The sequence below is a fragment of the bacterium genome, from assembly GCA_035281585.1.
In the GTDB taxonomy this organism is placed as follows: Bacteria; UBA10199; UBA10199; order DSSB01; family DSSB01; genus DATEDP01.
This window is the reverse complement of sequence record DATEDP010000021.1, coordinates 1-25,714: the sequence shown is the minus strand read 5'-3', so window position 1 is coordinate 25,714 and position 25,714 is coordinate 1. Positions and strand designations below refer to the sequence as shown.

Annotated in this window: 20 protein-coding genes; 13 read left to right on the top strand and 7 right to left on the bottom strand. The window is 61.2% G+C overall.

What is annotated here, in order from left to right; translation table 11 throughout:
• Nucleotides 1-155 precede the first annotated feature (155 nt).
• The gene (locus tag VJR29_01445; protein HKY62060.1) at nucleotides 156-860 is read left to right on the top strand and encodes a hypothetical protein; all 705 of its coding nucleotides are present in this window, start codon (nucleotides 156-158) and stop codon (nucleotides 858-860) included.
• Nucleotides 861-1,160: 300 nt separating this feature from the next.
• The gene (locus VJR29_01440; protein ID HKY62059.1) at nucleotides 1,161-1,361 is read left to right on the top strand and encodes a type II toxin-antitoxin system VapB family antitoxin; all 201 of its coding nucleotides are present in this window, start codon (nucleotides 1,161-1,163) and stop codon (nucleotides 1,359-1,361) included.
• Nucleotides 1,362-1,425: 64 nt separating this feature from the next.
• Here VJR29_01440 and VJR29_01435 read toward each other — a convergent pair whose 3' ends face one another.
• Entirely contained in the window at nucleotides 1,426-2,160 is a 735-nt protein-coding gene (locus VJR29_01435; GenBank protein HKY62058.1) for a hypothetical protein, read from the bottom strand.
• Between the two features lie 176 nt (nucleotides 2,161-2,336).
• On the opposite strand from VJR29_01435, the gene VJR29_01430 reads away from it, so the two are divergent.
• The 5 genes from VJR29_01430 (at nucleotide 2,337) to VJR29_01410 (ending at nucleotide 7,292) form a co-directional block, all read left to right on the top strand.
• Nucleotides 2,337-3,290 carry a TRAP transporter TatT component family protein gene (locus VJR29_01430; protein HKY62057.1) on the top strand — a complete coding sequence of 318 codons (954 nt, stop codon included), beginning with the start codon at nucleotides 2,337-2,339 and terminating at the stop codon, nucleotides 3,288-3,290.
• Between the two features lie 32 nt (nucleotides 3,291-3,322).
• Nucleotides 3,323-4,327 carry a TRAP transporter substrate-binding protein DctP gene (gene dctP / locus VJR29_01425; protein ID HKY62056.1) on the top strand — a complete coding sequence of 335 codons (1,005 nt, stop codon included), beginning with the start codon at nucleotides 3,323-3,325 and terminating at the stop codon, nucleotides 4,325-4,327.
• A 199-nt stretch (nucleotides 4,328-4,526) separates the two neighbouring features.
• Nucleotides 4,527-5,111: a TRAP transporter small permease gene (locus VJR29_01420; GenBank protein ID HKY62055.1), complete on the top strand. Its 585-nt coding sequence runs from the start codon at nucleotides 4,527-4,529 to the stop codon at nucleotides 5,109-5,111.
• Entirely contained in the window at nucleotides 5,111-6,397 is a 1,287-nt protein-coding gene (locus tag VJR29_01415) for a TRAP transporter large permease subunit (GenBank protein HKY62054.1), read from the top strand. Before VJR29_01420 ends, VJR29_01415 begins: the two co-directional genes overlap by 1 nt.
• A gap of 10 nt (nucleotides 6,398-6,407) precedes the next feature.
• Nucleotides 6,408-7,292 carry a cation diffusion facilitator family transporter gene (locus tag VJR29_01410; protein ID HKY62053.1) on the top strand — a complete coding sequence of 295 codons (885 nt, stop codon included), beginning with the start codon at nucleotides 6,408-6,410 and terminating at the stop codon, nucleotides 7,290-7,292.
• 7 nt (nucleotides 7,293-7,299) lie between these two features.
• Here VJR29_01410 and VJR29_01405 read toward each other — a convergent pair whose 3' ends face one another.
• A complete protein-coding gene (locus VJR29_01405) occupies nucleotides 7,300-9,426 on the bottom strand; it encodes a hypothetical protein (protein ID HKY62052.1) in 2,127 nt (708 codons plus the stop codon).
• Nucleotides 9,427-9,627: 201 nt separating this feature from the next.
• Between VJR29_01405 and VJR29_01400 the strand changes: the two genes are divergently transcribed.
• From VJR29_01400 to VJR29_01375, 6 genes are all read left to right on the top strand, one after another.
• Nucleotides 9,628-12,528 (top strand): hypothetical protein, encoded by a 2,901-nt coding sequence (locus VJR29_01400; protein HKY62051.1) that lies wholly within the window; start codon nucleotides 9,628-9,630, stop codon nucleotides 12,526-12,528.
• Nucleotides 12,529-12,700: 172 nt separating this feature from the next.
• Nucleotides 12,701-14,554 (top strand): hypothetical protein, encoded by a 1,854-nt coding sequence (locus VJR29_01395; GenBank protein ID HKY62050.1) that lies wholly within the window; start codon nucleotides 12,701-12,703, stop codon nucleotides 14,552-14,554.
• 338 nt (nucleotides 14,555-14,892) lie between these two features.
• Complete coding sequence (locus VJR29_01390) at nucleotides 14,893-16,677, top strand: hypothetical protein (GenBank protein ID HKY62049.1); 1,785 nt, start codon at nucleotides 14,893-14,895, stop codon at nucleotides 16,675-16,677.
• A gap of 155 nt (nucleotides 16,678-16,832) precedes the next feature.
• A complete protein-coding gene (locus VJR29_01385; GenBank protein ID HKY62048.1) occupies nucleotides 16,833-18,725 on the top strand; it encodes a hypothetical protein in 1,893 nt (630 codons plus the stop codon).
• Nucleotides 18,726-18,885: 160 nt separating this feature from the next.
• Nucleotides 18,886-20,733 carry a hypothetical protein gene (locus VJR29_01380; protein HKY62047.1) on the top strand — a complete coding sequence of 616 codons (1,848 nt, stop codon included), beginning with the start codon at nucleotides 18,886-18,888 and terminating at the stop codon, nucleotides 20,731-20,733.
• A gap of 69 nt (nucleotides 20,734-20,802) precedes the next feature.
• The gene (locus tag VJR29_01375; GenBank protein HKY62046.1) at nucleotides 20,803-22,812 is read left to right on the top strand and encodes a hypothetical protein; all 2,010 of its coding nucleotides are present in this window, start codon (nucleotides 20,803-20,805) and stop codon (nucleotides 22,810-22,812) included.
• Nucleotides 22,813-22,990: 178 nt separating this feature from the next.
• Here the strand turns inward: VJR29_01375 and VJR29_01370 are convergent, their stop codons facing one another.
• The 5 genes from VJR29_01370 to VJR29_01350 form a co-directional block, all read right to left on the bottom strand.
• Nucleotides 22,991-23,617 (bottom strand): hypothetical protein, encoded by a 627-nt coding sequence (locus tag VJR29_01370; GenBank protein HKY62045.1) that lies wholly within the window; start codon nucleotides 23,615-23,617, stop codon nucleotides 22,991-22,993.
• Nucleotides 23,592-23,966: a type II toxin-antitoxin system Phd/YefM family antitoxin gene (locus tag VJR29_01365; protein ID HKY62044.1), complete on the bottom strand. Its 375-nt coding sequence runs from the start codon at nucleotides 23,964-23,966 to the stop codon at nucleotides 23,592-23,594. Before VJR29_01365 ends, VJR29_01370 begins: the two co-directional genes overlap by 26 nt.
• A gap of 94 nt (nucleotides 23,967-24,060) precedes the next feature.
• The gene (locus VJR29_01360) at nucleotides 24,061-24,390 is read right to left on the bottom strand and encodes an ATP synthase F0 subunit C (protein ID HKY62043.1); all 330 of its coding nucleotides are present in this window, start codon (nucleotides 24,388-24,390) and stop codon (nucleotides 24,061-24,063) included.
• A gap of 90 nt (nucleotides 24,391-24,480) precedes the next feature.
• Nucleotides 24,481-25,182 (bottom strand): F0F1 ATP synthase subunit A, encoded by a 702-nt coding sequence (atpB, locus tag VJR29_01355; GenBank protein ID HKY62042.1) that lies wholly within the window; start codon nucleotides 25,180-25,182, stop codon nucleotides 24,481-24,483.
• 4 nt (nucleotides 25,183-25,186) lie between these two features.
• On the bottom strand, nucleotides 25,187-25,579 hold the full coding sequence (locus VJR29_01350) for an ATP synthase subunit I (GenBank protein HKY62041.1): 393 nt from the start codon (nucleotides 25,577-25,579) through the stop codon (nucleotides 25,187-25,189).
• Nucleotides 25,580-25,714: the final 135 nt, after the last annotated feature.

Below are 25,714 nucleotides of genomic sequence, written 5' to 3'. Positions count from 1 at the left end.
TCGGCGGCGAGGAGGAGCCCGAGCCTCCGCCGGAATCCCCACCGCCACCGCCACCCCCGCCTCCGCCCCCAGGGCCTTAAAAACGGTCTTTTGGGAAAGCCGACAACTTGGAAAGTCCCCCTTGCCGATAAGGGGCTTTGGAGTATGCTGCCATCGTGACCGTCAAAGTCGAAACAAACCTCAGTAAATTGCCTACTTGGCTGAAGACCAGCAGCAGCCCGGTCGGCACGCCCACGACTCCGGCCGAGGGCTCTCAGCGGAAGACCTTGGGCGAAACCCCGCCGGTGGTGGCCAAGCTTTCCGACCATCCCGACCTGGTCCACCTTTTCACCCACTACGGCGCCATCCAGAAAGCCCGGCGCAAGCTCCGGCTCTTCAGCGGCAAGGACGGCAAGGTCATTCTGGCCAAGAAGACCGTCGGCGCCGCCGACAACCTCGGCAACATCTACCTGGGCGTGGAATTTCTGCAGGAGCATGGCGGGAACGACGCCCTGCTCAGCGCCGTCATGGCCCACGAATGGGGCCATCTCATCTCCAACACCTCGAAGCACGGCAACCTCGATCACCTGAGCTGGGACGACATCTTTAAATTAAGAAAAGAAGAAGAAGCCGCGGCCGACGTCTTCTGCGGCAGGATGTTGGCGATGATGGGCTACAGCCCCGAGGCCATCGTCCAATTCTTGCTGAAAGCCGAGAAGGGCAACGACACCCTGAAGTACTACGCGGCCCCGATCCGCGGCGCGATCATCGAAGAAGCCCACCGCGTCCATTCGCTACGCAACGAGAACACCCGCAAGCTTTTGCCGAAGGGGATTTACCCCAATCCTTACACCAGTCGGATTATCTTGGCCGACGAGTGATTCGGTTTAGTCGCTGCTGAAAAACTCGAGATAGCCTGAATCCATGTGAGTTTCCCAAAAAAAAGCATTCATGAATTTTGCCGGATTTTAGGAGAAAAAAGACAAAGATCTTGATTTCCCCCCTTTGGAAAAGGGGGGATCAAGGGGGGATTTGAAGCGCCGGCTTGCCGAAAAATTTACTTTCATGCCGTGCCACGACTTTAAATCCCCCCTGCCCCCCTTTTTCAAAGGGGGGGAAGAACATGAAAAGAATTTTTCAGCACCGACGGTTCAAATTCAGCATTATTGTGGAGTGTTTGTATGCGAATCACTCTTGATTTACCGGAAAAATTACTAAAAGAAGCCCAGGAAATCGCTGGCGTCGGCACTAAAACCCAAGCTGTCGTCCTTGCACTCAGCGAAATGATTCAACGCCGAAAAAGTCGCCGAGTTCTTGAGCTTAAAGGCTCTTTGCGCAAACCCTACGATTATAAGCCGCTCCGCCAGAAACGACAGAAGTAACTCCGACCCAAAAAATCAATTTTTAGAAAGCTTGCTTGAGGATGGCTCCGCTTGCATGAAGTATCTACTTCGAAGGACTTGGATTTTCTGCCGAGCCGAGAATCCGCTGGCGGCGCGCAACCAAGTCGGCCGACTCGTTAAAGCCAAAATAATGATCCAAGCCATCGGCAAATATCTTACAGCCCCGGTAGCTATTCATATAATGTTCCTTGAGCTCTCGATCGACCTCTGGACTCAAGGAACGGCGCATCTTTTTATCGAGCAGCTCCCCACAACCCTCCGAATAATACTCGCTCAATTCGCCTTGTAGCTTACTGAGATAAAGCTCGGCCGAAAATTCTAGACTATTTTCCGTGGCAAAATCTTCAACGTCGTAAAACATCATTATGTTCTCATCCACCGAATCATACAGACGAAAGCGCGTTCTGAGATCGGGAGCGGATTTCCATTTGTTGTATCGGAGATAGGCCTCGGCGGTGTCCAAATGCAGTGGCTGGTCCTGCCGATGACCTAATGTGCTGACAAAGTCGGAAAAAACGCTCCAATTGGGAGACTCAGTCACCCCTCTCGGCGTTTGACGCGCAACTAAATCATTCGGACCGAGATAGCCATCTTCATCCTGATCCACAACGAGGTAGCCACCGAACTCGCTGCCGTCGGGCTGAGAAACAAGATCGTCTAAAAAGTATCTTCGGCCGGTATAGTCGAGACCTTCGCCTTCATTTTCGGTTTTTGGTTTTTTGGAACAACCGGCGACTAGCCCGGCAAACACCAATGCAGGAATCAAAAGCTGGATCATAAGAGCCCCTTCATATGATCAGCAGGTAGGAAACCATTTATCGCCAGATGCTACTGGAAGTTGCCTCGCGCGACTTCCCATCTTTTGGATGATAAAATTAAATTAAATCATATAGATATACCAAGATTCCAAGACGCTTGCTTTTTTCCGAGCCCCCGGCTAGGCACCCTAGCCCTATGAAAATTCAGAAAATTTTCGCGCTTTTGCTGTTCGCCGCCCTGCCCGCTTTCGGCGCCTGCGGCATCAAGAAAGTCGCCACCAAGGCCAGCACCCAAATCTTCTACGACGCCACCCCCTCCATCGACCGCGAGGACGACGTCGAGCTGGCCGAGCAGTCGAGTCTGGGCTTTCTCAAGATGCTGGAGGGCTTCTACCTCCAGAATCCCAAGGACCGCGACGTCCTCTTCCTTTTGACCAAGTCCTACGCCGGCTATGCCTACGGCTTCACCGAGAACGAGCTGCTCGCCGCCAAGGGCAGCGATGCCGCGGCCTATGCCAAGGCCGAAGCCCGGGCCAAGCGCTTCTACACCCGGGCCAAGGATTACGGCCAACAATTGCTCTCCCGAAACGGCGCCTACGCCAAAGCCAAGGAGGGCACGCTCGACGATTTCCAAAAGGCCCTGAAGACTTTCGACAAGGCCGACCTCGAGGATCTCTTCTGGGCCGGTTTCGCCTGGGGCAACTATCTCAATTTCAATAAAGACTCGACCGACGCCATCGCCGAGCTGCCCCGGGTCGAGGCCTTGTTCAACCGCATCCTGGAGCTCGACGAAACCTACTATTATGGTGGACCCCATCTCTTCTTCGGCGCGTTCTACGGCAGCCGCCCCAAATTGTTGGGCGGGGACCCGGACAAATCCAAGATGCACTTTGAGAGAGCGATCCAGATCAGCGAGGGCAAATACCTGATGGGCCCGGTCAGCGAGGCTCAATATTACGCGGTCCAGGTCCAGGACGACGGGCTCTATAACCGGCTGCTGAACGAAACCCTCGCCGCCGACGCCGCGGCCTTGCCCGAGCAACGCCTCTCCAACGAGCTGGCCAAGCGGCGGGCCCAGATCTTGTTGGACAAGAAGTCGCTGTTTTTCAGCCAGTCCGAGTCTGGCAAGACCCCTAAGAAGAAAAAATAAGGGCGGAAGCCCTCACGAGGAGGAAAGCTAGCATGCATTCGAAATTACGTTCTTTAAGCCTCGCCATTTTGGGGCTGGCGCTCAGCGCCGGCTCCGCTCAGGCCGTCGCCGAGCACGAGATCAAGCTCTCGGTCTTGGCTCCCGAAGGCTCGACCTGGGTCAAGGAGATGGAGGCGATGAGCCAGGACCTGCAAACTCAAAGCGGCGGCCGCTTGGCCCTCAAGATCTACGCCGGCGGCGTCAGCGGCGACGAGCGCGACGTGCTCCGCAAGATGCGGATCGGCCAAGTCCATGCCGCGGCCTTCACCGGCGTCGGCTTGGGCCAGATCGTGCCCTCGGTCCGGATCCTCGAGTTGCCGATGCTGTTCCGCAATTACCAAGAGGTCGACTACGTCAAGGGCAAGCTCCAACCGGAATTCGAGAAACAATTCGAGGCTAGCGGCTTCATCCTCCTCGGCTGGGCCGAGGCCGGCTTCGTCAACATCTTCTCCAACAAGCCCATCGCCAATAAAGACGACATGAAGGGCGTCAAGATGTGGGCCTGGGAAGGCGACCCGCTGGTCAAGGCCATGTACGAAAGCCTCGGCATCGTGCCGATTCCGCTGGCCCTGCCCGACGTCCTGACCTCGCTCCAAACCAATTTGATCGACGGCGTCTACGGTCCGCCCTTAGGCATCATCGCCCTCCAGTGGTTCACCAAGGTCAAGTACATGACCGATGTCAACCTGGCCAACTCCACCGGCGGCCTGCTCATCACCAAGGCTCAGTTCAATAAGCTGCCGCCCGACCTCCAGGCCATGCTCAAGGCCACCGCCCAGAAGCACGGGGCTTCGCTGGTGACCAAGATCCGGGCCGAGAACACCTCGGCCCTCGGCACCCTGAAGAAGAACGGCATCCAGGTCGTCGCGGTGGATCCCAAGGCCAAGGAAGAGATGATCCAGCTCTCGGAAGCCGTCTATCCCAAGCTGGCCGGCAGCCTCTATCCGGCCGCCCTGCTCGAGCGGGTGAAGGGCTATATCGCGGAGGTTCGCAAGTAAGTCTCTTACCCCCTCCTTTGTAAGGAGGGGGCTGGGGGAGGTAGAGCGCTGGCTAATACGCCGGAGTCCGGCAAAATCGCCACCACTCTACCCCTCCCTGACCCTCCCCTTACAAAGGGGAGGGAAAATCCCTGAAAAAGATTGATCTCGATCCGGCCTAAGGTTAAGCAGCAGGCCCCAATTTCGAGGCCGGATTCCCATGATCGAGATCAGCTCGACTTTTCTTTATATCTTCGCCGCCGCCATCGTCGTCGGCTCCATCCTGCTCTTCGCGGTTCCCTCGCTCGACCAGGCTTTGGAGAAGCTCGAGAGCGCGCTCCTCACCCTGATCTTGATCGGGATGATCGGCCTGGCCTTCGCCCAGGTCGTCCTCCGCAATTTCTTCAACACCGGCATCGAATGGGGCGACGCCTTGGTCCGCCACTTGGTGCTTTGGGTCGGCTTCATCGGCGCCTCGGTCGCCACCAAGGAAGGCGGCCACTTGGCGATGGACTTGGTTCACCGCTTCCTGCCCGAAAAGCTGCGCCGGCCGACCGCGATGTTCGTCGACATCGCCTCGAGCTTCGTCTGCGCCTGCCTGGCGCTGGCTTCCTATAAATTCTACTTGGGCGAAAAAGAGGCCGGCGGCTTCCTGCTGCCCCACGTCCCCAATCACTGGGCGGTGATCGTCATCCCGGTCGGCTTCTTCCTGATGAGCCTCCGCTTCGGCAAGAAGGTCTTCGTCGACATCGAGCGCCTGATCAAGGGCCTGCCTTCGGAACCGGCCAAGCAGGGGGTCCACTGATGAACTGGCTGTTCGGGATCGGCATCGCCCTGATCGCCCTGTTCGGCGCCCCGCTTTTCGTCATCTTCGGATCGATCAGCCTGATCTCTTTCCACAATGCCGGCATCGATTCCTCGGCCACCATCATCGAGATGTACCGGCTGGCCTCGGCCCCGACCCTGGTCGCCATCCCGCTCTTCACCTTCGCCGGCTACCTGATGGCCGAAAGCAAGACGCCCGAACGCTTGGTCGCCTTGGCCAAGCCCCTCTTCGGCTGGATGCCGGGCGGGCTGGCGATCATGACGATCGTGGCCTGCGCCTTCTTTACCGCCTTCACCGGCGCCTCCGGCGTGACGATCATCGCCTTGGGCGGCCTGCTCTACCCGATCATGGTGAAGGAGAAGTATCCCGACAACTTCTCGATGGGCCTGGTCACGACCTGCGGCAGCGTCGGGCTGATGTTCCCGCCTTCGCTGCCTCTCATCCTCTTCGGGCTGATCAGCGGTGCCAACGTCGACCAGCTCTTCATGGCCGGGCTCTTGCCGGGCATCCTCATCATCGTCCTGCTCAGCCTTTACAGCATTTGGGTCAATCGCGGCATTGAGCAGCAGCGCTACCCATTCCGCTTGAGCGAGGTCCTCTCGGCCATCAAGGGCGCCGCCTGGGAGCTGCCCCTTCCCTTCATCATTCTCTGGGGCATCTACGGCGGCTACGTCACCGCCTCGGAGGCGGCGGCGGTCACGGCCTTCTATATCTTCGTCGTCGAGGTCTTCATTTACCGCGATTTGAGCCTGACCAAGGACGTCCCGCGGATCGCCCGCCAGTCGATGGTCCTGGTCGGCAGCATCGTGGTCATCTTCGCGGTGGCGATGGGCTTCACCAGCTACCTGATCGACGAGCAGGTGCCGACCCGGCTCTTCGAGTGGATCCGGACCTATATCACCAGCAAGTGGGCCTTCCTGCTGGCCCTTAACGTCTTTCTGCTGATCGTCGGCTCGCTGATGGACATCTTCTCGGCCATCATCGTGGTGGTGCCGCTGATCATCCCGATCGCCAAGGAGTTCGGCGTCGACCCGCTGCACCTCGGAATCATTTTCCTAACCAACCTCGAGATCGGCTACCTCCACCCGCCGGTGGGCTTGAATCTCTTCCTTTCGAGCATCCGTTTCAAGCGCAGCATCATCAACCTTTACTGGGTGACGCTGCCCTTCCTCATGATCTTGGTCTTGGCCCTCGTCATCATCACTTATTGGCCCGAGCTCAGCCTCTACTTGCCGCACTTGCTGTCGGGCTTAGGCCCGCAGTAGATTGGCGGCAATGGATCAAAGCCACGGGAAGCGCTCCCGCGATGTCCGGCGGGTGCTGCTGATCACCCTCTTGCTCAACCTCCTGGTCTGCGGCCTCAAGCTCGGCTACGGCTATTTCACCGAGACTCTCAGCATGGTGGCCGACGGCTACCACTCTTTGCTCGACTCCAGCTCCAACATCGTCGGCCTCATCGCCTTATTCTTCGCCGCCAAGCCGGCCGACAAAGGCCATCCTTACGGTCACCGCAAAGTCGAGGCCCTGGGCGCCATGTTCATCTCGGGCATGCTCTTCTGGGCCTGCTTCGAGATCGCCTCCAGCGCCTGGGCCCGGCTCCACCACCGCGACCTGCCCGAGGTCACCGTCTGGAGCTTCGTCATCATGGTGGTCTCGATGGCGGTCAATGCTTGGGTCAGCCGTTACGAGCACCGCAAGGGCCATGAATTGAAAAGCCAGATCCTGACCGCCGATTCGGCCCATACCCGCAGCGATATCTTCGCCTCGCTCTCGGTCATCATCGCCCTGATCGGCATCGAGCTGAAATGGCCTTGGGTCGACTTGGCCGCCGCCGGATTGATCGCGATCTTCGTCGGCCACAGCGGCTATCAGATCGTCCTGGAAAGCCTGAACACCCTGATGGACTCGGCCCAGCTCGATCCCCGCGAAGTCAGCGGCCTGGTCATGAAGGTTCCGGGCATCGAGCGCTGCCACAGCGTCCGAACCCGCGGAAACCCGATGGCGATTTACATGGACCTCAACATCCACGTCGATCCCCAGCTTGCGACCCAGGAGGCCCACCGCTTGACCCACGAGGTCATCGCCAAAATCAAGCGCGAGATCCCCCAGGTGGTCGACGTGGTGGTCCACACCGAGCCCTCCACCCCCCACGAGGATTGACCGTTGTTCACGGCTTGAAGGCCAGGGCCTCGCGGATTTGGTCCATCCCCAATTCCGGCTCCCAAAGCCGATCGACGATCAAATTGAAAGTTGCCGCGGAAAAAGCCGCGGCATATCCATGGCGATTGCCGTAGCGGGCCTGGAATTCTTCGGCGGACAGGGCTCTGGCGAAGTAGTTATCGAACACATACAAGCCTGGAGCCGCGGTCGGCGCCGCCACGTCCGGCAGCAGGATCGGTTGAGTGGAGCGTTCCAGGGGATTGTCGGCGAAGGCCTTGTACTCTTCGACTTCCAACTCTTCCAAGTTGTAGAAGCTCGGCTCCTCTTCCGGGAAAACGACCTGGAGGCCGGTGTCCTCCTCGACGCCATGGGAGAGGGTGAAAACGGCGGCGAAAAAATCCTCCACGTTTTCGGGGAAAGCCAGAACGATCGTCGGATAAGGCGGGATTAAGGTATCGGTGCTGACCGCATCGATATTTTCATAGATTCGCGGATCGACTCGGCTCGTCGGCAAGGGAATGCCCTGCTCCTGGAACAGGCGAAGGTTGGCGAAAGTCTGGAGCCAAAGCGGCGTATGGCGGGGAAGAGCCGCCGTACCATGGACGTCGAGCTTCAGAAATGTGTCGAAATCCTTGCCTTGGAGAAATCGGGCCTGAGAATCGGAAACCCGAAAACCCTTCCCCTTCTCGTTGAAGGCGCCGAACTCCGGCGTGTCGAGGAATTCAAACCAAAGGCCGTCTCTTCGGTTCTTATCGAAGGAGGCCATGTTGAAATCGCGCGGCGTATGCCCCGATTTGGGCAGGGAATAAATTCTCACCAAGTCGTTGATCTTGGAAGCATCGCCGAGCTTCTCCAAGGCTTTCCAGATCTTATTGGCGTAGGCGTAGGCGGAGTATTGAGGAACTCCGGTGTCGAGCTCGGGGACGAACCAAACGAAAGGCGCCGAGGCCGGCAAGGCCGGGTTGACGTCGCTGGGAACGTTAGTGAACAGCCCTTGGTCCAAATAGCCTTGGCTGTCGTTGATTCCAGCGTAGCAAACGAAGGCATCGTAGCGCAGTCCCGAAGACGGATCTCCGTAGACATTGTAGGCGCTGCCACCGGCCGGGGGGCCGACGCTCTTGGCGACCTGGAAGGGACCGAAGCGGGTATTGGAATTGATCAAAGTCGCGGCGCGGACCGAGCCGGACCAGCCGACGTAGCTTGTCCATTCCACCTCCTCAGACAGCAATTGGCGGACCAGGTTCTTGGCGAAGACGATCGTGTCGGAGATGATTTCGCCATAGAAATGAATCGAGCCCACGAAAAACTCGGGATCGCCGAAGGGAATCGTCTGAGTGCCGCCATCCTCGAAAGTGAGCGAGAAATCGCTGGGCAAGGTCGTTTCCCGGCCCGTCGCTTCGTCGAAGAAGGAAAAGCGGGCATAGGAAACGACGTTTTCGGGATCCCCCCAAAAAATTCCGCTGCCGCTCTCGGGGTTGGTGTCGATGGTTCCTTCGGCATTCGCCATCACCGTTCCGCCTTGGGCGAAGTTGAAGACGGCGTAGCCCCTTTGCAGCAGCACGATGGGATCGACCGGATTCCACAATAGGGAAGCCGCCGGGAAGAAGGTCCCACCGTCGCCGGCGGGCTCGATTTGGATCAAGCCGCCGTTGAAACCCTTGGCCGGAATCGAGAGCGCAAAGAAGGCTCCGGGCTTGCCGGCCCGGGGATGGGACACCGGATCTTCCACTCCGGGATCGTCGGGGTCGAAGGTTTCGAGGCGATGGCTGACCCCGTTCAAGTCGACCGGGCCCACGACCACGTGCTGACCGAACTCGTCGGTGTAATAACCGCTTAGCTCCCCGCTGATGAACCAGTATTTGACGCCGTTGTCTTCGCGAAGCACCGGATGGGGAATCGGCGAGAGCCCGCCAGGCTCGCTCGAAATTTTGCCGGGAACATGGAATTCCACGGCCGTGAGACCGCTGAGAACGTGCAGCGGACCACCGTCAACGACCGAGAAATAGCCTTCGGGTTGGGCGCTCGGCGGAACGTCGGTGAAAGCGCCGTCGAGCAAGGAATTTTGCGAAGCGAAAAGCGGTGAGCTCGCGGCCAGGAAACCAGCCACGGCCCAGGTGAAGATCCCACGGCTCATGGAACACCCCTTTCAAACCCCTCACTTCGATGGGGTATTATTTCCCGGGGATGGGGGCCTGTACAGCCATAAATAAGATGAAGGAAAATATGGGAAATCCTTCAAACAACGACCCCTGACGGGGATTGACGCAACCCCCGATCGGGCTTACCGATAATGCCTTAAGTGCCGGGGCACGCTTTTGAAGCGGAGCCCTGAGCCATGACCGACGTCGATATTTCCCTTTTAACTCGCCTCACTCCCGCCGCCCTTGCCGCCGACCCCGAATTGCAGGCTCAGGTCGCTCCGATTCTTCGAGCCGCCGACAGCGACGGCCAGCCCAATGCCGAAGACCGCGTTTTCACCGAGGCCGAGATCACCGCTTACATCTCCCGCCTGCGCCAAGCCCATCAGCAAACTCACGCTCTTTTCAACCGCCAGCGCAGCCACTTGGCCGGCAGTCTCAGCTCGGCCCAAGAGCGGGTGCGGGGCGAGGAAGGCGGCGAGACGCTGGCGAGCCTGCTCCAAGCCGCCGCCGCCAACGATGCCTTCGACTCCGAAGGCCGGCCGCGGACCGCCGACGCCGAGGGCAATCCGCTCAGCGAAGACGATCTCCGCCGCATGGCGACCGAGCTGAGCGCCGAAGACCTCGAGGCCTTGGCCCGCCACATGGATGACATGGAGCGCGAGGGCGCGGCCCTCAACGCCGCCGGCGTCATCCGCAGCGTCGAAAGCCTGGTGGAATCGGCCCGCGGCTCCGAGCAGCTCAGCCCCGAGGCCTTCCTGCCCGAGGATCCGGCGGCCCAGCGAGCCGACATCGATCTGAATTTCCTTAGACATCTACCGAGCTCGGTCTTCACCGCGACCGACGACGATTCGCGGGTGGTGCAAAACTTGCTTCACGTCGCCGGCGTCGATCCCAGCCAGACCGAAGGCGATTGGCGCCTGAGTTACAGCGAGCTCGAAACTTGGCTGGCCACCCAGCCCGAAGAGCACCGCGGCAGCCCCGAGCGGGTGATGGCCGATTTTCGTTTCATCGCCTTCCAGCTCCGCGAGGCGACCAACCAGGCCATCGCCGAAGCCGGGCCCGACGTTCCGGGCCTCGACGGCGTCCGCCTTTCGCTTCAGCCGCTGATCGACCGCCGGCCCTTGATCAACGACCCGGCGGTCGACCAGGTGCTGGAGCTCGCCGGCGACGCCACTCTGACCACGATCGAGCTCGAGCGTCTCTTGCAGCTCGAGGAAAATCGCAACCCCGGCTTCCTCCGCGGCTTGCTCGAAGGGGCCCCGGCCGGGACCGAGGGCCAAAGCGATCTGCAGCGGGCCACCGCCTTTTACCTGAGCGAGGTCCGAAGCCTGATCGACCGTTACAACCGCGAAGTGGCGGCGCTGAATCCGACGGTTGCCGCCGACGCGGTCGATCCCGACCTCGCCCTCTCGCGCCACGTCTTGACGGCCCTGGAGAACATGCGATCCGGCTTCACCCACCGCGACCGCGAATACGCCGAGCGCAATGCCTTGGTCGGCCTGATCGACATGATCAGCTACGTTTGCACTTTGGGCGGAGCCCTCACTTGGATCGGGGCCGGCTCGCCGGCCCAGCTCAACCCGGCCGAAGCCGCCGAATACGGCGCCGATTGGCCGCGCTTCGGTCCGACTTACCGCCACTTGGTGCGGGAATCGGTGGCCAGCCACGACTCCGAGCGCGGCGCCGCCCTGGCGGCCTTGCGCCAGATCATCGAGCATCCGCCGGCCGATTTCAGCGGCGCCCGGACCATCCCCAACGCCCTCGATTATTTGCGGGACCATGACGACACCGAGCGGGTGGCCAGCGGCCGCGGCTTGCATGCCGCCGCGGTGCCCGGCAGCGTGGTGCCCGGCACCGGCCGCCACCGCCGTTATCACGATTTGCTGACCGGCGATTTCTTCCAAGCCCGCCGGCTTTGGGAAATTCACCGCGAGACCGACCTCCATCGCCAAACCCAGATGTGGTTCGATCTGGCCCAAAACCTGCGCTCCGGCGAGGCCGGCGGCTTCTGGGCCGACGGCACTCACGCCGACGGCGTCCGCAACACCGACTATGCCCGGGCCATCCTTCACGCCTTGCGCCGCCAATCCACCGAGAGCTCGATGCGGCGCCGGGCCACCGTGGCCTTCGCCGACAGCATGGGCCATGACATCCTGGACGAAAACGGCCACGTGGTCACGGAAGGCGGCGGCGAATTCGGACTCCAACCCTGGCTCTGGTTCCGGAACTACAGCGACGAAAGCGCCGACGCGGTCGCCAGCGACGTCGTGGCCTTGGGCGCCAGCATCTACATCGGCGGCGGCGTCACCGGCGCTGGCCGCTCGCTCCTGACCAGCGCCGGCCGTCAAAGCCTAAGCGCCGGGGCCCTGCGCTTCTTCGGGATGCGGGCGACTCAAACCGTGGCCACCGAAGCGGCCCTCGGCACCGCCATCGAAGGCAGCACCGCCGGCATGGGGATTTTCGGCCGGGCGATGAGCCGGCTCGGCGGACCAGCCTGGGCTTCGCGGCTGGTCGCCTCGCGCGAGGCGGCTTTACGGGCGGCCGTGGCCGCCGGCAATGAAACCGAAATCCGCGCGGCCACGGCGGCACTGGCCCGGGCCCGCGACCTCCAAGGCATCTTGACCGCTCCGACCCTCGGCTCCGGCGTCGAGGCGGCCGCTCCCCGCCTGACCGGCTGGGCCGGCCGCGTGGTCAATGCCCATCCGCCGGTTCCGGCCTCCTGGGCCCAAGCCGCCACCGGCACCGGCTTGCGGGCCTTCGCGGCCCGCGGCGGATCTGCGGTCTTGGAAAACCTCCAGCTGGCCAGCATCGGCCGCGGCTTCAACTGGTTCATGAACAGCGGAATTTTCATCTACGGCATCTCCTCCCAAGTCTTCGGTCAGCTCCGCACCCGGGTCGATCAGGAAAACTTGCAGGATTTCGACATGAGCTACGACCTGCTGCTGGCGGCTCGCCCGGCCCCGCCGCCGGCCGCGGAGGCAGACCGGCCAGCCGATGTCAATTCTCGCGACGGCGGGAGTGGCGACGACGTCTCCGATGCCGACGCGACCGAGGATGCGCTCGAATGGTTCGTGCCGCCGAGCTCCGGCGACTAAGGACAAGCTTTTTCCGCTGCCTAGCAACCCTTCCCTTGGGGTGTCGATAATGCCAGCGAGGGGCAATGAGGCCTAAGATTTGGGTGTTAAATAGGGGGCACGCACGCCTGTTTACCTCCCTCCGCCAGCCCTACAATTGAACGAATTTCAAAGGTTTACGGGAGGCACACCCATGACCCCACCGACGAAAGTCGACATTTCGGCTCTGAAGTTTATTCAGCTTGGAAATCTCGACGGGCTCAGCCCCGACGACAAAGCCCAGCTCTTCAAGGGCACCGGCCTGAGCTACGATCCCAAGACCGACAACGTCGATTCGGAGAAGCATCCCGGCGAGACCAATATCGACGTGGAGCGGGAATATATTCGCACCATCCGTGAGGCTAACACCAGCGGCACCGACCAGGACGGCAAGGAATACCTCGACTTGGACGAGGTCAAGAAGCTGATCCAGGACAGCCTCCCGCCCGAGGTCGCCGCGAACACCGGTCCCAGTGCCTTCTTGAAGAACGTCCAAGCCCTGATGGACGGCCGTTACAACCAGCTGGGCAAGAACTTCCAAAGCTTCAAGGGTCAGATGGCCTTCGGAGCGACCTTGGACGCCCTCAATTATTACAACTACGGCTTGAAGAGCGAAGCCTACCGCCACGCCAACGCGGTCCTGCCCTTCAACGGCCTGCTCACCAAGTCGGTCACCAATATCGCGCTGGGCTGGAACCTGGGCTTGTGGAACCAGGTCACCCATAAGGACACCGAAGATCCCCATGACCCCAAGAACCAAGCCCTGCCCGCCGACCGCTGGGCGATGGAAACCGCCGACAAGAATTTCGAGAAGCGGGCCGCCGCCATCAACAAGCTTAAGGAAGAGATCAAGAAGGGCGTCGCCGCCAATGAAAAGTGGGCCCTCGAAGCCGATCTCGACGAAGGCCTGAAGAAGCTGGACGCCGAGAGCCAAAAGCTCCTGGTCGACCAACTCGCCGCCAAGAGCTTGCACAAGATCATGACGACCGCCGACCCGAAGGCCCGCTATGACGAGATGAAGAAGTTCGCCGACAAAGAACGGCCGGGCTTCGGCGGCTTCGGCTCCGGCAACACCACGGCCGGCTGGGTCAACACCGACGACCTGTGGAACATCTCGGGCCACCGCCACAATACGGTCTTCGCCCGCACCATTTACCAATTCCTCGCCACCAAGGCCAAGACCAGCGACGCCGAATACAATAGCGTCCTGCGGAATGAAAATAAGTCCGCCCTCGCCGACAGCCAAGGCGATCTCGGCGGCTTCACCAACCTGGTCTCGATCGGCGGCACCGCCGTCCTGTGCAGCCTCGGCAAAGCCGTCACCTTGGGCCAAAAAGTCGACATGAGCACCTGCATCACCGACTACCGCGACTGGAGCGACGAGGAGATGATCGACATGCCAGGCCGGTCCGCCGACGGCCTCATCATGATCCTCGGCGCCAACGGCGTCTGGAACCGCGGCGGCCAATTCCGCAAGCTCTGGTCCTTGAACAGCGAGAATCACCTCCGCACCTTGGCCGAAGCCAAGGCCGGCGAGGAAAGCCTGACCTTCCTGGACTCGACCCGGGCCTTTGGCCGGGGCTGGGTCAACACCTTGCCGACTTGGTGGCAGGGCGCCAGGACCTGGCGGCCCTTGACCAAAGCTTGGAACCCCTTCGGCAAGGCCCTCAACTTCGCCGGCAACGAGGAAAAGTATGCCGAGGCGATCAAGTCGGCCGAGCTGTTGGCCGAAGGCAAGCCGATCACCGGCTGGTGGGGCCGTAAATTCGAGGCCGTCTTGAAGCTCGGCAACAAGCTCAGCCCCGAGCAAAAGGCCTTGCTCGCCAAGGGCGCGCCGGTCGGCAAGAAAGGTTGGGACCTCACCAAGGCCCTGATCGTGGTGGGTATCGCGGGAGCGGCCGACGGCCATCTGAACCCGGCCTACAACGCCTTCCCCATCGACCGCGAAAGCGATTTCGAGCGCTATCCCGATCCGACCAGGCCGCCGATCGTCGGTGGCAAGAAGTAGCGCCCGCAAAGCATTGACGAAAGCACCTCTTCCGCCGACCCGGGGGCACAGAGGAGAGGGCCGCAAGGCCTTTTCCAACCGGTAAGCGGGTGAGGGCAACCACACCCCCTAGTAACCCGGATCACTCGTGATCCGGGTTGCTTTTTATCAACCCTCCCCCCTTGCGGGGGAGGGAAAAAAGCAACCCTTCCGCGATTCGTCCGATATCTTTCTCGACAATCTAACGGGGGCCTAATGGGTCTGCTTCCTACCTATTCTTTCCATTAATCCCCGATGACCGCGAACGGCTTTAGCCTCGAGCTTTGCCGTCGCGCGCACACACGCAGGTAGGAGGCACTATGACTGTCGAGCGGGTCGACATTCGCGCGTTAAACACCCTTTATTTCGAAAACATTCTCGGGATGAATCCCGACGAGCAGGCTCAGATGTTCGAGGGCTCCGACTTGCTCCTCGACAAGAAAAGCGGGGCCTTGAAACGCTTGGTCACCGGCCAGGCCGATCCCCTCGGCGCCGATGACAGCGTCACGCTGGAGCAAGAGGTCGAATACGTCCGCCTGCTGCGCAGCGCCGACGCCGACACCAACGGTTCCCTCGTCGTCAAGGAGATTCGCCTGATGCTGCAGTCGGCGCTGAGCGCCGAGCACGCGGCCCAAGTCGACCCCCAGGCTTTTCTCGACGCGGTCGCGGTCCTGATGGAAAAGCGCTACCGGCCGATCTCGCAGAACGTGAAGCAATTCCGCGGCGCTCTGGCCTTCCGTCCGACCCTCGACGCCCTCGAGATCTACAATCACGGGCTCTACCTCGACGACATGCTCCATGCCGATGCGGTCTTCAGCCCCAGCCGGATCGGCAAGACCCTCACCAACGCCGCCCTCTTCGTGCCCAAGCTCGGCATCAAGATCTTCGACCACGACACTTCGGTGCTCCAAGGCGACCAATGGGCCGCCGATCGCGCCAAGAGCGATTACGGCGCGCGCCAGAAATCCCTCGAGAACCTCAAAAAAGCGATCAACGAGGGCGTCGAAAAAGAAGAGCCCTGGGCCTTGGAGGGCGACCTCAAAGGCGCCCTGGCCAAGCTGTCTTCGGGCGACCGCGAGAACCTGGGCGACCGGATGATGGCCAGCGAGATCCACCGCATTTTAGGTCTCACCGATCCCAAGGAGCGCTACGTCCAGCTGCGGGAATTCGCGGTGCGGGAGCGGCCGGGCTTCCTGGGCTTTGGCGGCGGCAACGCCGAGGGCTGGAACTTCTGGAACATCAGCGGCAAGCACAACAACCTCTACTTCGCCAAGTCGGCCCTGGCTTTCTTGCTGAGCAAGGCCACCACCGGCGACCAGGCCTTCGACACCACGATGCGCTTGGACTCGCGAAACATCCGCAAGGAGATGCTGGGCGGCGAGAACGCCGGCTTCAACAACATCCTTTCGGTCGGGCTCACCGGCGTCGGCTGCGGCGTCGCCTGGCTGATGCCTTGGACCGACACCAACATGGACACCTGCGTCACCGATTACCAACCCTGGGGTGACGAGGATAAAATCACCGGCTTTGGCCGGAGTCTTGAAATCGGCCTGCTCACTTTCAGCGGCAATCGCTTCATCACCCGGGCCGGCCAATTCAACCGGCTGCGCCAGCTCGAAGGTTGGCGCAGCGCCGGCCGAGCCTGGTGGGACGGCTTGAAGGCGACCCGCTGGACCCGGAGCGTCCCGGTCCTGGGTTGGAATCTCTACGGCGGCAAGCCGCTGGCCAAGGCCGCGGAAGAGGCCCAGGAGTTGGCCAAGAGCCTCGGCACCACCGCCCCGGCCACCCGCTTGGGTCGGGCCGTGCATGTGCTGACCTCGCCGATCCGCTGGACCTGGCAGGGCGTGACCTGGCCCTTCCGTAAATTATGGAAGACCGTCGACGCCCAGCTTCCGCCCTTGAGCCCCGAGGCCAAGGCGGTGCTCACCAAGGCCGGCAATGCCGGCAAGAAGCTGCCGGGCTGGGTCCGGGGGACCTTGGTGCTCAGCGCCGCGGTCTCGATCGACGCCAGGACCCAGCCCTACTACAACCCCTATGAGCTGGATCAGGAAGCCAATTTCGACCGCTACCCGGATCCGGCCAAGCCGCCGGTGCTGAAGAAATAACGCGCCCCGTCATCCTGAGCGGGGGCCCCAGTCGAACGCCGTCAGGTTCAAGTGAGACTGGGGGCGAAGGATGACAGCCCCTTCCCCCTTAGCAACCATCCCCCAACCCTGCCGATACCTAAAACCAGGGATATGGGGGAGGTACGGGGGTACCGATGTCAGGGTTAAAGGCCATTCCGGCCGACGCGGAGTCGACAAAATCCTATCAATTTTTTCGCGATGTCTGCCAACAGGCCTTGGACGAGCGCGCCAAGGAGCTGGGCAAGGCTCCGGTCAAATTCGACCCCGAAAAGCTGAAATCGATCAACCGTAAGACCGGCGACGGCGAATTCGACCTAGTTTACGAGGATCCCAACCTCGACTTCGGAGTCACCGGCTGGGTCCTCTGGCGGAATCACGAGATGCTGATTCGCGGCGGCAAGCTCAGTTCCATGGCTCGCCAGGGGGAATCGGGATCGCTGGCCGGATCGCGGCCGTTGGCCGGAAAGGTTATTGAGGATGCCGTCAGCTTCACCCAAAAGGTCGTCGGCAAAGAAGAGTTTGAAGGCGAGAAGATGGAAGACGGCATCGCCGATCCCCGCCTCAAGGGCCAGGAGAATAGCGACGCCGTCCAGCTGCTGAAAAAAGAATGCCCCGCTCGTTTCGACCAGTATCTCCGCGGGCGCCACGGCGACAAGGCCGGCGGAGCCCATCTCTTCGACCCCCGCTTCATCCGCGTCATCAATCCGTATGAAGGCGACGGTGACTACGCCTTGCGATTCGAGAGTCGGGCCAACACTTTCTTCTGCGAAGCCCAGGTCGGCAGCCAGCACTTGATCGCCTTGCGCTCCGGCGCCATCTCCCAACAGAACAGCATCCACCCCGATATCGCCCGTCGCTCCCATCATTATTGCAGCGACACCAAGGCCCTCCTCGGGAAAGACGAGCTCCTCGATCCCGAAGGTTGCAAAGACTTCACCGAAAGCGAGGAAAAGCAGTACCAAGGCATCGGCCTGGCCTGGAACGTCTTCCTGTTCGGCACCGCCGGCGTCGGCATCTACCGCAGCTACACCAAGCCCAACGGCTGGCTCGGCCGCCTCTTCCGATTGCCGGTGCTGCGCAATATCGGCACCGGTTTCCTGTTCTATGCCGGTTACGACTCCATCGCGAGCAACTTCGTCGATTCGAAGAGCCCCTGGCGGAAGTACGGCAGTCCGATCGCCGGCGGCGTCGGCATGCTCGCGCCGGAGCTGGCCAAGACCGCGGTGGCCCAACGCGCCGGCGCCGCCGCGATGAATTCGCGGCTCGCCACCGGCCTCTTGAGCCGCTTTGCCGGCGCTCGCGCGATCGGAGCGGTCGCCTCCAAGGCCACATTCGGCCTGGCGCTGGTCTGGGCCGCCAACAAGGCATTCCAGTGGGGCATCGGCAGCGATTACGAGGCCTCGGTCAACAAGCGCGTGACCGACCTCATCTATGACGAGCACGTCTACAAGCTGGACAGATGGGATTTCCTGGCGCTCCCCCTGGCGCTCAAGGGAGTCCGAGCAAGTGCTCGATTTCTTGCCCCCGACGCGATGGAGTGGGGAGTGATGAAAGACAACCAGGATTTACGAGACGACATCTACAAGCAGGATGAAAAGGATTCCGAAAAGGGCGAGGACATGATGCGCGAGGTCCTGCCCACCTTCCTCCACGCGGCCAAGGAAACCGACCGCGAGCAAATGCTGAAACTGCTGGGCAGCCCGGTCGAGTTCGAAGCTTCGGAAAATTTCCTGGTCGTTGCCATCATGGGCTCCCAGGCCGGCTCCGACCCCAAGGACCCCGCCTCAATCGTCAAAAGCTTGAAGCCCAGCATGAGCGACGATGAAGTCGAAACTTTCCTCCGCAAGTTGATCGCTTATCAAGTCCAGCAAGTCGCCAAGGGCCTGGTCTTCGTCGATCGGCCGCTCAACAACTGGGCCCGGGAAATTTTCACCGAGGACGGCATCTTACGCAGCGGTGACACCGCCCGGACCAAGCTCATCGACCGTTGGCCGCCGCCGCCGATCCCGGTCGCCAGCCCGATGTAGGGGCGACCCTTGCGGTCGCCCCGTCTACCCAACGATGTCCGCGCCTGGGGCGACCGCAAGGGTCGCCCCTACGATGACATCGCAACCATTCCCTTTCCCCGTCGATAATCCCCTTAAGGACAAGGGGCTTTCTTCAGCCGTCAGGCTGAATGGGGGCCATATGTCGGGGGAATTCAAGCCTGTCCCAGCCGGGGCGGCCGATCTTAAATCCTATCAGCTTTACACCGAAGTTTGCCGCGGCGAGCTACAGAAAGTCGCGCCCGGAGCGACTTGGGATCCGAGCAAGGCCCAGGTCTTCAATCGGAGCGACGGCGACGGCCGTTTCGAGGTCCTCTACCAGGACAATGAGAAAAACTTCACCTGCGCCGGCCAATGGCTTTGGCCGAGCCAGGAATTGCTCGTCCGCAGCGGCCCCATCGGCCAGAAGACCGAACCCTTGGCCGGCAGCCGAATTCCCGATGCCTGCCGCTCGACCGAGACGATGGTCGGAACCGAAGAGTTCAAGGGCGCGGTCTGCCGCGAAGGCGAAGATCCGCTGCTGCAAAAGGTCGCCGATCGCGAGAGCGTCCGCAAATTCGGCGAGTTCTGCTCCGCCAAGCTCCAAGCCTGGGGCCACAGCCGCTTCGCGGCCAGCTTGGGTCATGTCTTCGACCTGAAGCAAAGCCGGGTCGACAACTCGGTGGCCGGCGACGGGTTCTACAACCTGGTTTTCGAAAGCCGGGCCAATCAATTCGTCTGCGAAGGCACGGTCGATGCCGGCGCCCGCCAAATGTTCCTGCGCTCGGGCAGCCCCAAGCAGCTCAACGACGGCGGCGCCACCGATGCCATGGTCTTTTCGATGACCGACGCCTGCTCGCTGACCACCGAGCTCTTCGGCCCCGATGAAATCGGAGAATGCAAGGACCAGAGCGAGCGCGACCGCAGCATCCAGGATTACGTCGGCTCCGGCGTCCAGGTCTTTCTCGGCGTGAGCGGCGCCTATGGCTCCTACCGGCTCGCCAGCCGGATTTGGAAGATGCGGGCGGTGGCCTTCCTGCGGGGGCTGCCGCTGGTCCGCAACCTCTTCCCGGGCCTGCTGGCCGGCGAAGCGTTCGACACCGTCGCCGGCATGTTCGTCGACGAGGATCATGCCCTCCGGCGCTACGGCCGGCCGATCGCCACGGTGGCCGGCATGGCGCTGCCCGAACTGGCTCTGCGCACCAGCATCGGCCAAAGGCTGGTCGCCTCGACCTTCGGCGCCCGAGCCTTGCCTTGGGCTTCGCGCCTGACTTGGGGGCTGGCCGCGGTGGGGATCTTCGACTGGGTCGGCAAGAAGATCCTCGCTTATTCGGATTATGAGAAATCGGTGAAGTCCCGGGTCACCGACCGGGTTTACACCGACGACGGCGTCTATGAATGGGAATGGTGGGATTTGATCCCGGCTCACTTGGCCTTGAAGGGCCTACGCCGAGGTTGCCGAGCCCTCGCCCCCAATATGATGGAGAGCGCGGTGTCTTGGGACAACGAGGACGTCGAAGCCCAGATCCGGGCCGAGGACCAACAGAACGCGGTCCAAGCCGACGACTTCATGGCCAAGACCCTGCCGGCCTTCCTTCATTCCGACAACAGGGAAGATATCAACGAGGCCATCGTCCTGCTGCGCGACGGCGTGATCGAGCTGAGCGACGAGGAAGAGAGATGGGCCGAAGTCCTGCAGGAAGACGGCTACGCCGACATGCGGGCCGATTTCCCGCAAATGAACGACGAGCAAGCCGAGCGCTTCACCCGCAAATTCCTGATGAAGCGGGTTCAAGAAGCGGCCGCTTACCTGATCTTCGTGCCGGGGGCCGAAAATGAATGGGTCGGCGAGCTCTTCAACAAGGACGGAACCCTGAAGTCGGAAGCCGACTCCGAGGGCCTTTACCCCTATCAACGCCTCCAAAAGCGCTGGGCCAAGCCGGAAGCTGAAAAAACATCAATAACTTCAGAGGCTTTCGAGATCGTGGGCACGGGCGATCTGATGGGCTGAAAACCGCAACCTTGGCCGAAAAGCCACGATAATAACGGCGGTTGGGGAACGGCTTTATCTTGAGGTGTTATGGGGAATTTAACCGCGTCCATGATCCGCGAGCATCCGGCGCTCGCGGCCTTTCAACAGCACATCCAAGACACGCTTCATGTCACGGTGCGACCCGGCGACATTTTGCTGAGCAACGAGCGACCCGGCGACGGCGTCCTGGAGCTCAGCTACATGCAGCCGAACGGCAATAGCGCCTTTGTCGGAATCCTCAACGCCTCCCAAAGCACCGGCGCCCTCCGCATTCGCCGCGGCGAATTCACCGGCCTCCGCAACGGCCAAGACACCTATCGCTGGAACAATTGGGAAAACCACAATGTCGCTAGCGCCTGCAACACGGTCCGGACTCTGGGCGGAGAGGAAGAGCGTCAAGTTCAATGCAATACCGAGGGCGGCGGCAGCCATGCGCCGGTCTCGACCGATACCGGCTTCTGGACCCCGCAGCGCACTTGGTTGGGTAATTGGGCCCTCGGCAATTACACTTTCATTGAAACCGTCAACTTCCTCCGCCGCTGGCGCGGCGCCACCGCCTGGCACGCCCAATCGCCGACGATGTCGGTCCTGCGCAACGGCCGGGCTTGGATGACGCCGGTCGGCGAAAACCGGCTCACTCCTTGGCAAAGGTTCGGCGGCTACGGCACGATCGGAGCCACCGGCGCCCTGACCATGTTTGGCTCCCAGCATTTGGCCGATGCCGCCGGTCTCCATCCCGATTTCCACGCCAACGAACACTTCGCGATCGGCAGCTTTTCCTCCTACGGCGCGATGGCCGGCATGACCTACCTGCTCAATCGCCGTAGTGGCGCCAGCTTCCGAGCGCCCAGCCTCGCCGCCGGACTGATCTCCTCGGCGCTGGTCGATGCGACCCTCGGTCAAATGTGGGCCGAGGGCTCGGGTGAGCGCCAAGCCTTGCGCAGCGGCGCCTTCTTCCTGCCCCAGCTTTACCGGATGGCTTTCGGGACTCGCAGCTTGGCCCTGACCGAAACAAGGGCGATGAGCGGACTGGGGCGTTGGGCCAACCGCGCCTTCATCGCCGGAGCCCTCGCCGACGGCGCCTACATGGTCTACGATCACGCTGGCCATTCCAATCGCGAGACCGCCCGCAGCAATTTGATCCACCGCCGGGCCAACCAGCTTTTCAGCGCCGAAGCCCATCCCCTGCGGACGGTATTCAACGGGGCGGTCGGCTTGGTCGCGCCGGCCTTATCCGAGCGCTTCCTCACTCCCGACTCTTACGTTTCTCAGGCCCAAACCGAGATCGACGCCCAAAGCAGCGACTCGGCCCAACGGCTCCGACGTTATTTGGGCCAGGCTCTCCTGATGGGACCCGAAGGCCCGGCGACCGACGCCAGCTTCTACACTCAAGTGAATTGGGATTGGCTCCGGGGCGGCGATGGCCGCTTGCACAGCGTCACCCGCAACGGCCGGGAGCTGCCGGTAGACCTGGTGGCCGATCAGCTGAGCGTTCCCGAGATCCACCAGCGGGTCATCGAGAACTCCTCCCATGACGAACAAATTGCTTACGTCCAGCAGCAATTCCGGGGCTACGACCTGAGCCGCCAAGAGGTGGAAGAGATCTTCGCCCGGATCGCGCTGCACAACGCCCGCCAAGAGATCCGCGGCCTTTATTACTCGGCCGGCGCCGAGACCGCGGCCTTGAGCAATTGCTTCGACCAGAACGGCTCGCTCTTGGCCGGCCGCGAATCCGAGCTCATGGCTCAAGTCTTCCCCGGCCAGGACGTGAACGCCGAGCAAGTCCTGGCGCTGCGCCGGGTCGCCTTGGCCCGCCGCATCCTCGAGCTGCGTCAAAGCGATCCCGCCGGCCAGCTCGCGGCCTATGACCGCGTCGCCCGCGAGATCGGCCTGATCGACGCCGGCGGCAACTTGGTCGGCGAAGAGACCCGATTGGCCCAAGCCTCGCTCGAAAGCCACCCGCCGGCGATCCCGCCGACTGTCTCGCCAGCGCCAAGGTCAGCGCCCAGCCGAGCCAGCGTGATCCAAGGGATCATGGCTTACGGCGCTCGCGGCTAGCCGATTTTAGGAAAAACGAGGCAAAGGTCTCGCGCTTTCCCCCCTTTGAAAAAGGGGCGACCAAGGGGGGATTTGACGCGGTCGCAGGTAGACCTTGTACGTTCAGGCTCCTGTCACGTCTTTAAATCCCCCCTACCCCCCTTTTTCAAAGGGGGGGAAGAAGAGCCCGGCCAACGGTTTATTTTTTCAACCCGCGCATTCCCTTTTCAAGCAGGCTGCGAGCTTGATCCGGTTTCATTTTCTGCCGAATGACCGTTTCTCGAATTTCTCGAATCAAGGCCAAGGCGTCCTCGACATCTTCCTCCTGCGCACGATCTTCGAGGCGGGAACGATTTTCGCGGTTGGCTTCCATCAGCTTCAAAGCGTTCAAGCCGTCGGTGGCCGACTTCCAAAATTTGAAAGAGCAGAGCCGGTCCACGATCACGTCCTCCACCGAAAGGATCCGCAGCCGCCGACCCTCGATGATGAAAGGGACCGCCTGCTCCGAAGCCGACAAGCCCGCCCCCGGAAACTCGACGTAAATCTTATTTCGATCGTCGACGAAATCTTTTCCCAATTTTTCGAAGCCAAGGCCCGACATCACCTTGACCAATTCCGGCCCCCCCACGGCGAGCATGTCGACGTCGGAAGTCGTATAGCCGCCTTGGGTGTAGAACTCGACGGCCGCTCCGCCCACCAACACCGGATCTTGGCCGATCGACCGCAGCGCCTCGGCCACGATCGCGGCGATTCGAATGGAGCGCTCCGCCGGCTCTTGGATCTTGGCCGCTCGGGCCAGCTCATTTTTTAAGGCTTTTAGGTCCACTCACTCTCCTGAGCTTATAGGGCTTCTGCCCTTTCCGGGAAAGGCGAGGCGCATCGAACATTCGGTTAAGGGAAGCTGAAATTTCTTTGCGAGCCCTTTCTCCGGCCTTCCATTCCTCATAGGTGAGAGCGGCCGGTTCGGCCGGGACTTCGGGCTCGAGCTTGCGAATCAAATCCAAATAATCGTCATAGCTCAGGAGCACCGCTTCGGGCTTGCCATTGACCGTCACCATGATCCGCCGGCGCCGTTCCCGCGCTGACTTGATTTGCTGAGAAAGCCCGGCCTTGACTTCGGAAAGCGGTAGGAAATCGGCATCGAGGATATTGGAATAGGACCGAATCATAGTCATTTTTATAGTCTGAATTATAGTCTAACTCAAGGCCTAAAAAAGCCCCGTCCGGAATCCGGAGCGGGGCTCTTTTTAAAGGAGGATAGAAGAAAAACTACTTCGCGATGTAGCCTTGCAGGAGGAAGGCGATGACCAGCGCGTAGATGACCAGCGATTCGATCAGCGCCAGGGCGATGATCATCGGGGTCTGGACCTTGCCGGCGGCGCCGGGGTTACGGCCGATGCCTTCGAGGGCGGCGGCGGCGGCCTTGGCTTGGCCGAGCGCTCCGAAGGAAGCGGCGATCGCGATGGCCAGGGCGGCCGAGATCGCGTAGATCGCCTTGGGGCTGGTTCCGGCGGCGGCGCCGGCCTCTTGGGCCATGGCCGATCCGGTGACGAGGGCGGTGCTGACGAAGCCGGTGAGGGCGGCGAACAGCTTTTTCATTTGGTTTCTCCTTGCAGGTTTTCCCTGCGTTTATCTTGGCCGATTCAGGTCCATCTCCCGAAGGATGATGTGACGGGCGGCGAGCCGCCTTTAGTGATGTTCCTCATCATGGGGCAATGCCAACGACACGTAGATCGTCGACAACAACGAGAAGACGAAGGCCTGGATGAAGGACACGAAGATGGCCAGGGCCAAAAAGAGCACGGGCACCCCAATGGGCACCAATTCCGAAAAAATTCCAAAAACCAAGTGGTCGCCGGTGATGTTGCCGAAGAGGCGAAGCCCCAGCGAAAGCGGGCGAACCGCCACGCCGATCAATTCGATGATCAGCATCAGCGGGGCCAGGAAGATGACCGGGCCGGCGAAGTGCTTCAGGTATTTGACCAGCCCGTTCTCCCGGATGCCGACGTAGTTGAAATAAACGAACACGATCAGGCCGCAGGCCAGGGTGGTGTTGATGTTGTCGGTCGGCGGCAGGAAGCCGGGGATGGTGCCGAGCAGGTTGTTGACGAAAATGTAGATGAAGAGCGCGCCAACCAACGGGAAGTACTTCTTGGCATCGTGGCCGATGATGCCCTCCATCAGGCCGAGCAGGCTTTCGGTCGCCACCTCGAAGACATTGGGCACGCTGATTTTGGAGCCGGGCACCAGCGCCGCCTCGGTCTTGCGAAGATGGAGGTAGGCGAAGAAGCCGAGCACCGTGAGGAGGATGGCGGTGAAGGCCGCGTGGCCGACGTGGATATAATGATGATCGATATGGAAAAAATGTCCGATCCAGGAAAAATGATTCATAAATTCATTCGCTCCTCAGCAAACCCAACAAACCCTCGATGGCCACCGCCAGCACCACCGTCGAAAGCCCCAGCAGGAAGGGGATCGGCGCCGGTTTCACCACCAACATCAGAAAGGCCAGGACGGCGATCAATCCGAAAAACTTGAGCAGGACCTGGGCCAGCAATTTGCCCTTCGTCACCTGCTTGATCCCGGTCAAGCCTGCCACGATGAGGCGGAAAAGCCTCAAATTGGCGACGGTCACCAGGCCGCCGGCCAAAAACCCCAAGACCTGCCTTAGGTCGCCGGTGAAGGCAAAGGCCGCGGTTCCGACGACAACCAGCAGGAGGTTGTTCCGCTCCAGCCGGTGGGCGCCCCTGCTGCCGGTTGGACCATCGTCGGCAACTTCTTCGTTCATGGTCCTCACTCGCCCTGACGGCCCCTTCTTTGGCGCCGCCGCTCGTTCCAGTTCATGATTCGAACCAGATTATAGAAACCGCCGGTGGCGCCGACGATCAAGCCGGTCATCGTCAACCAGGGGCTTAAGTCCCAG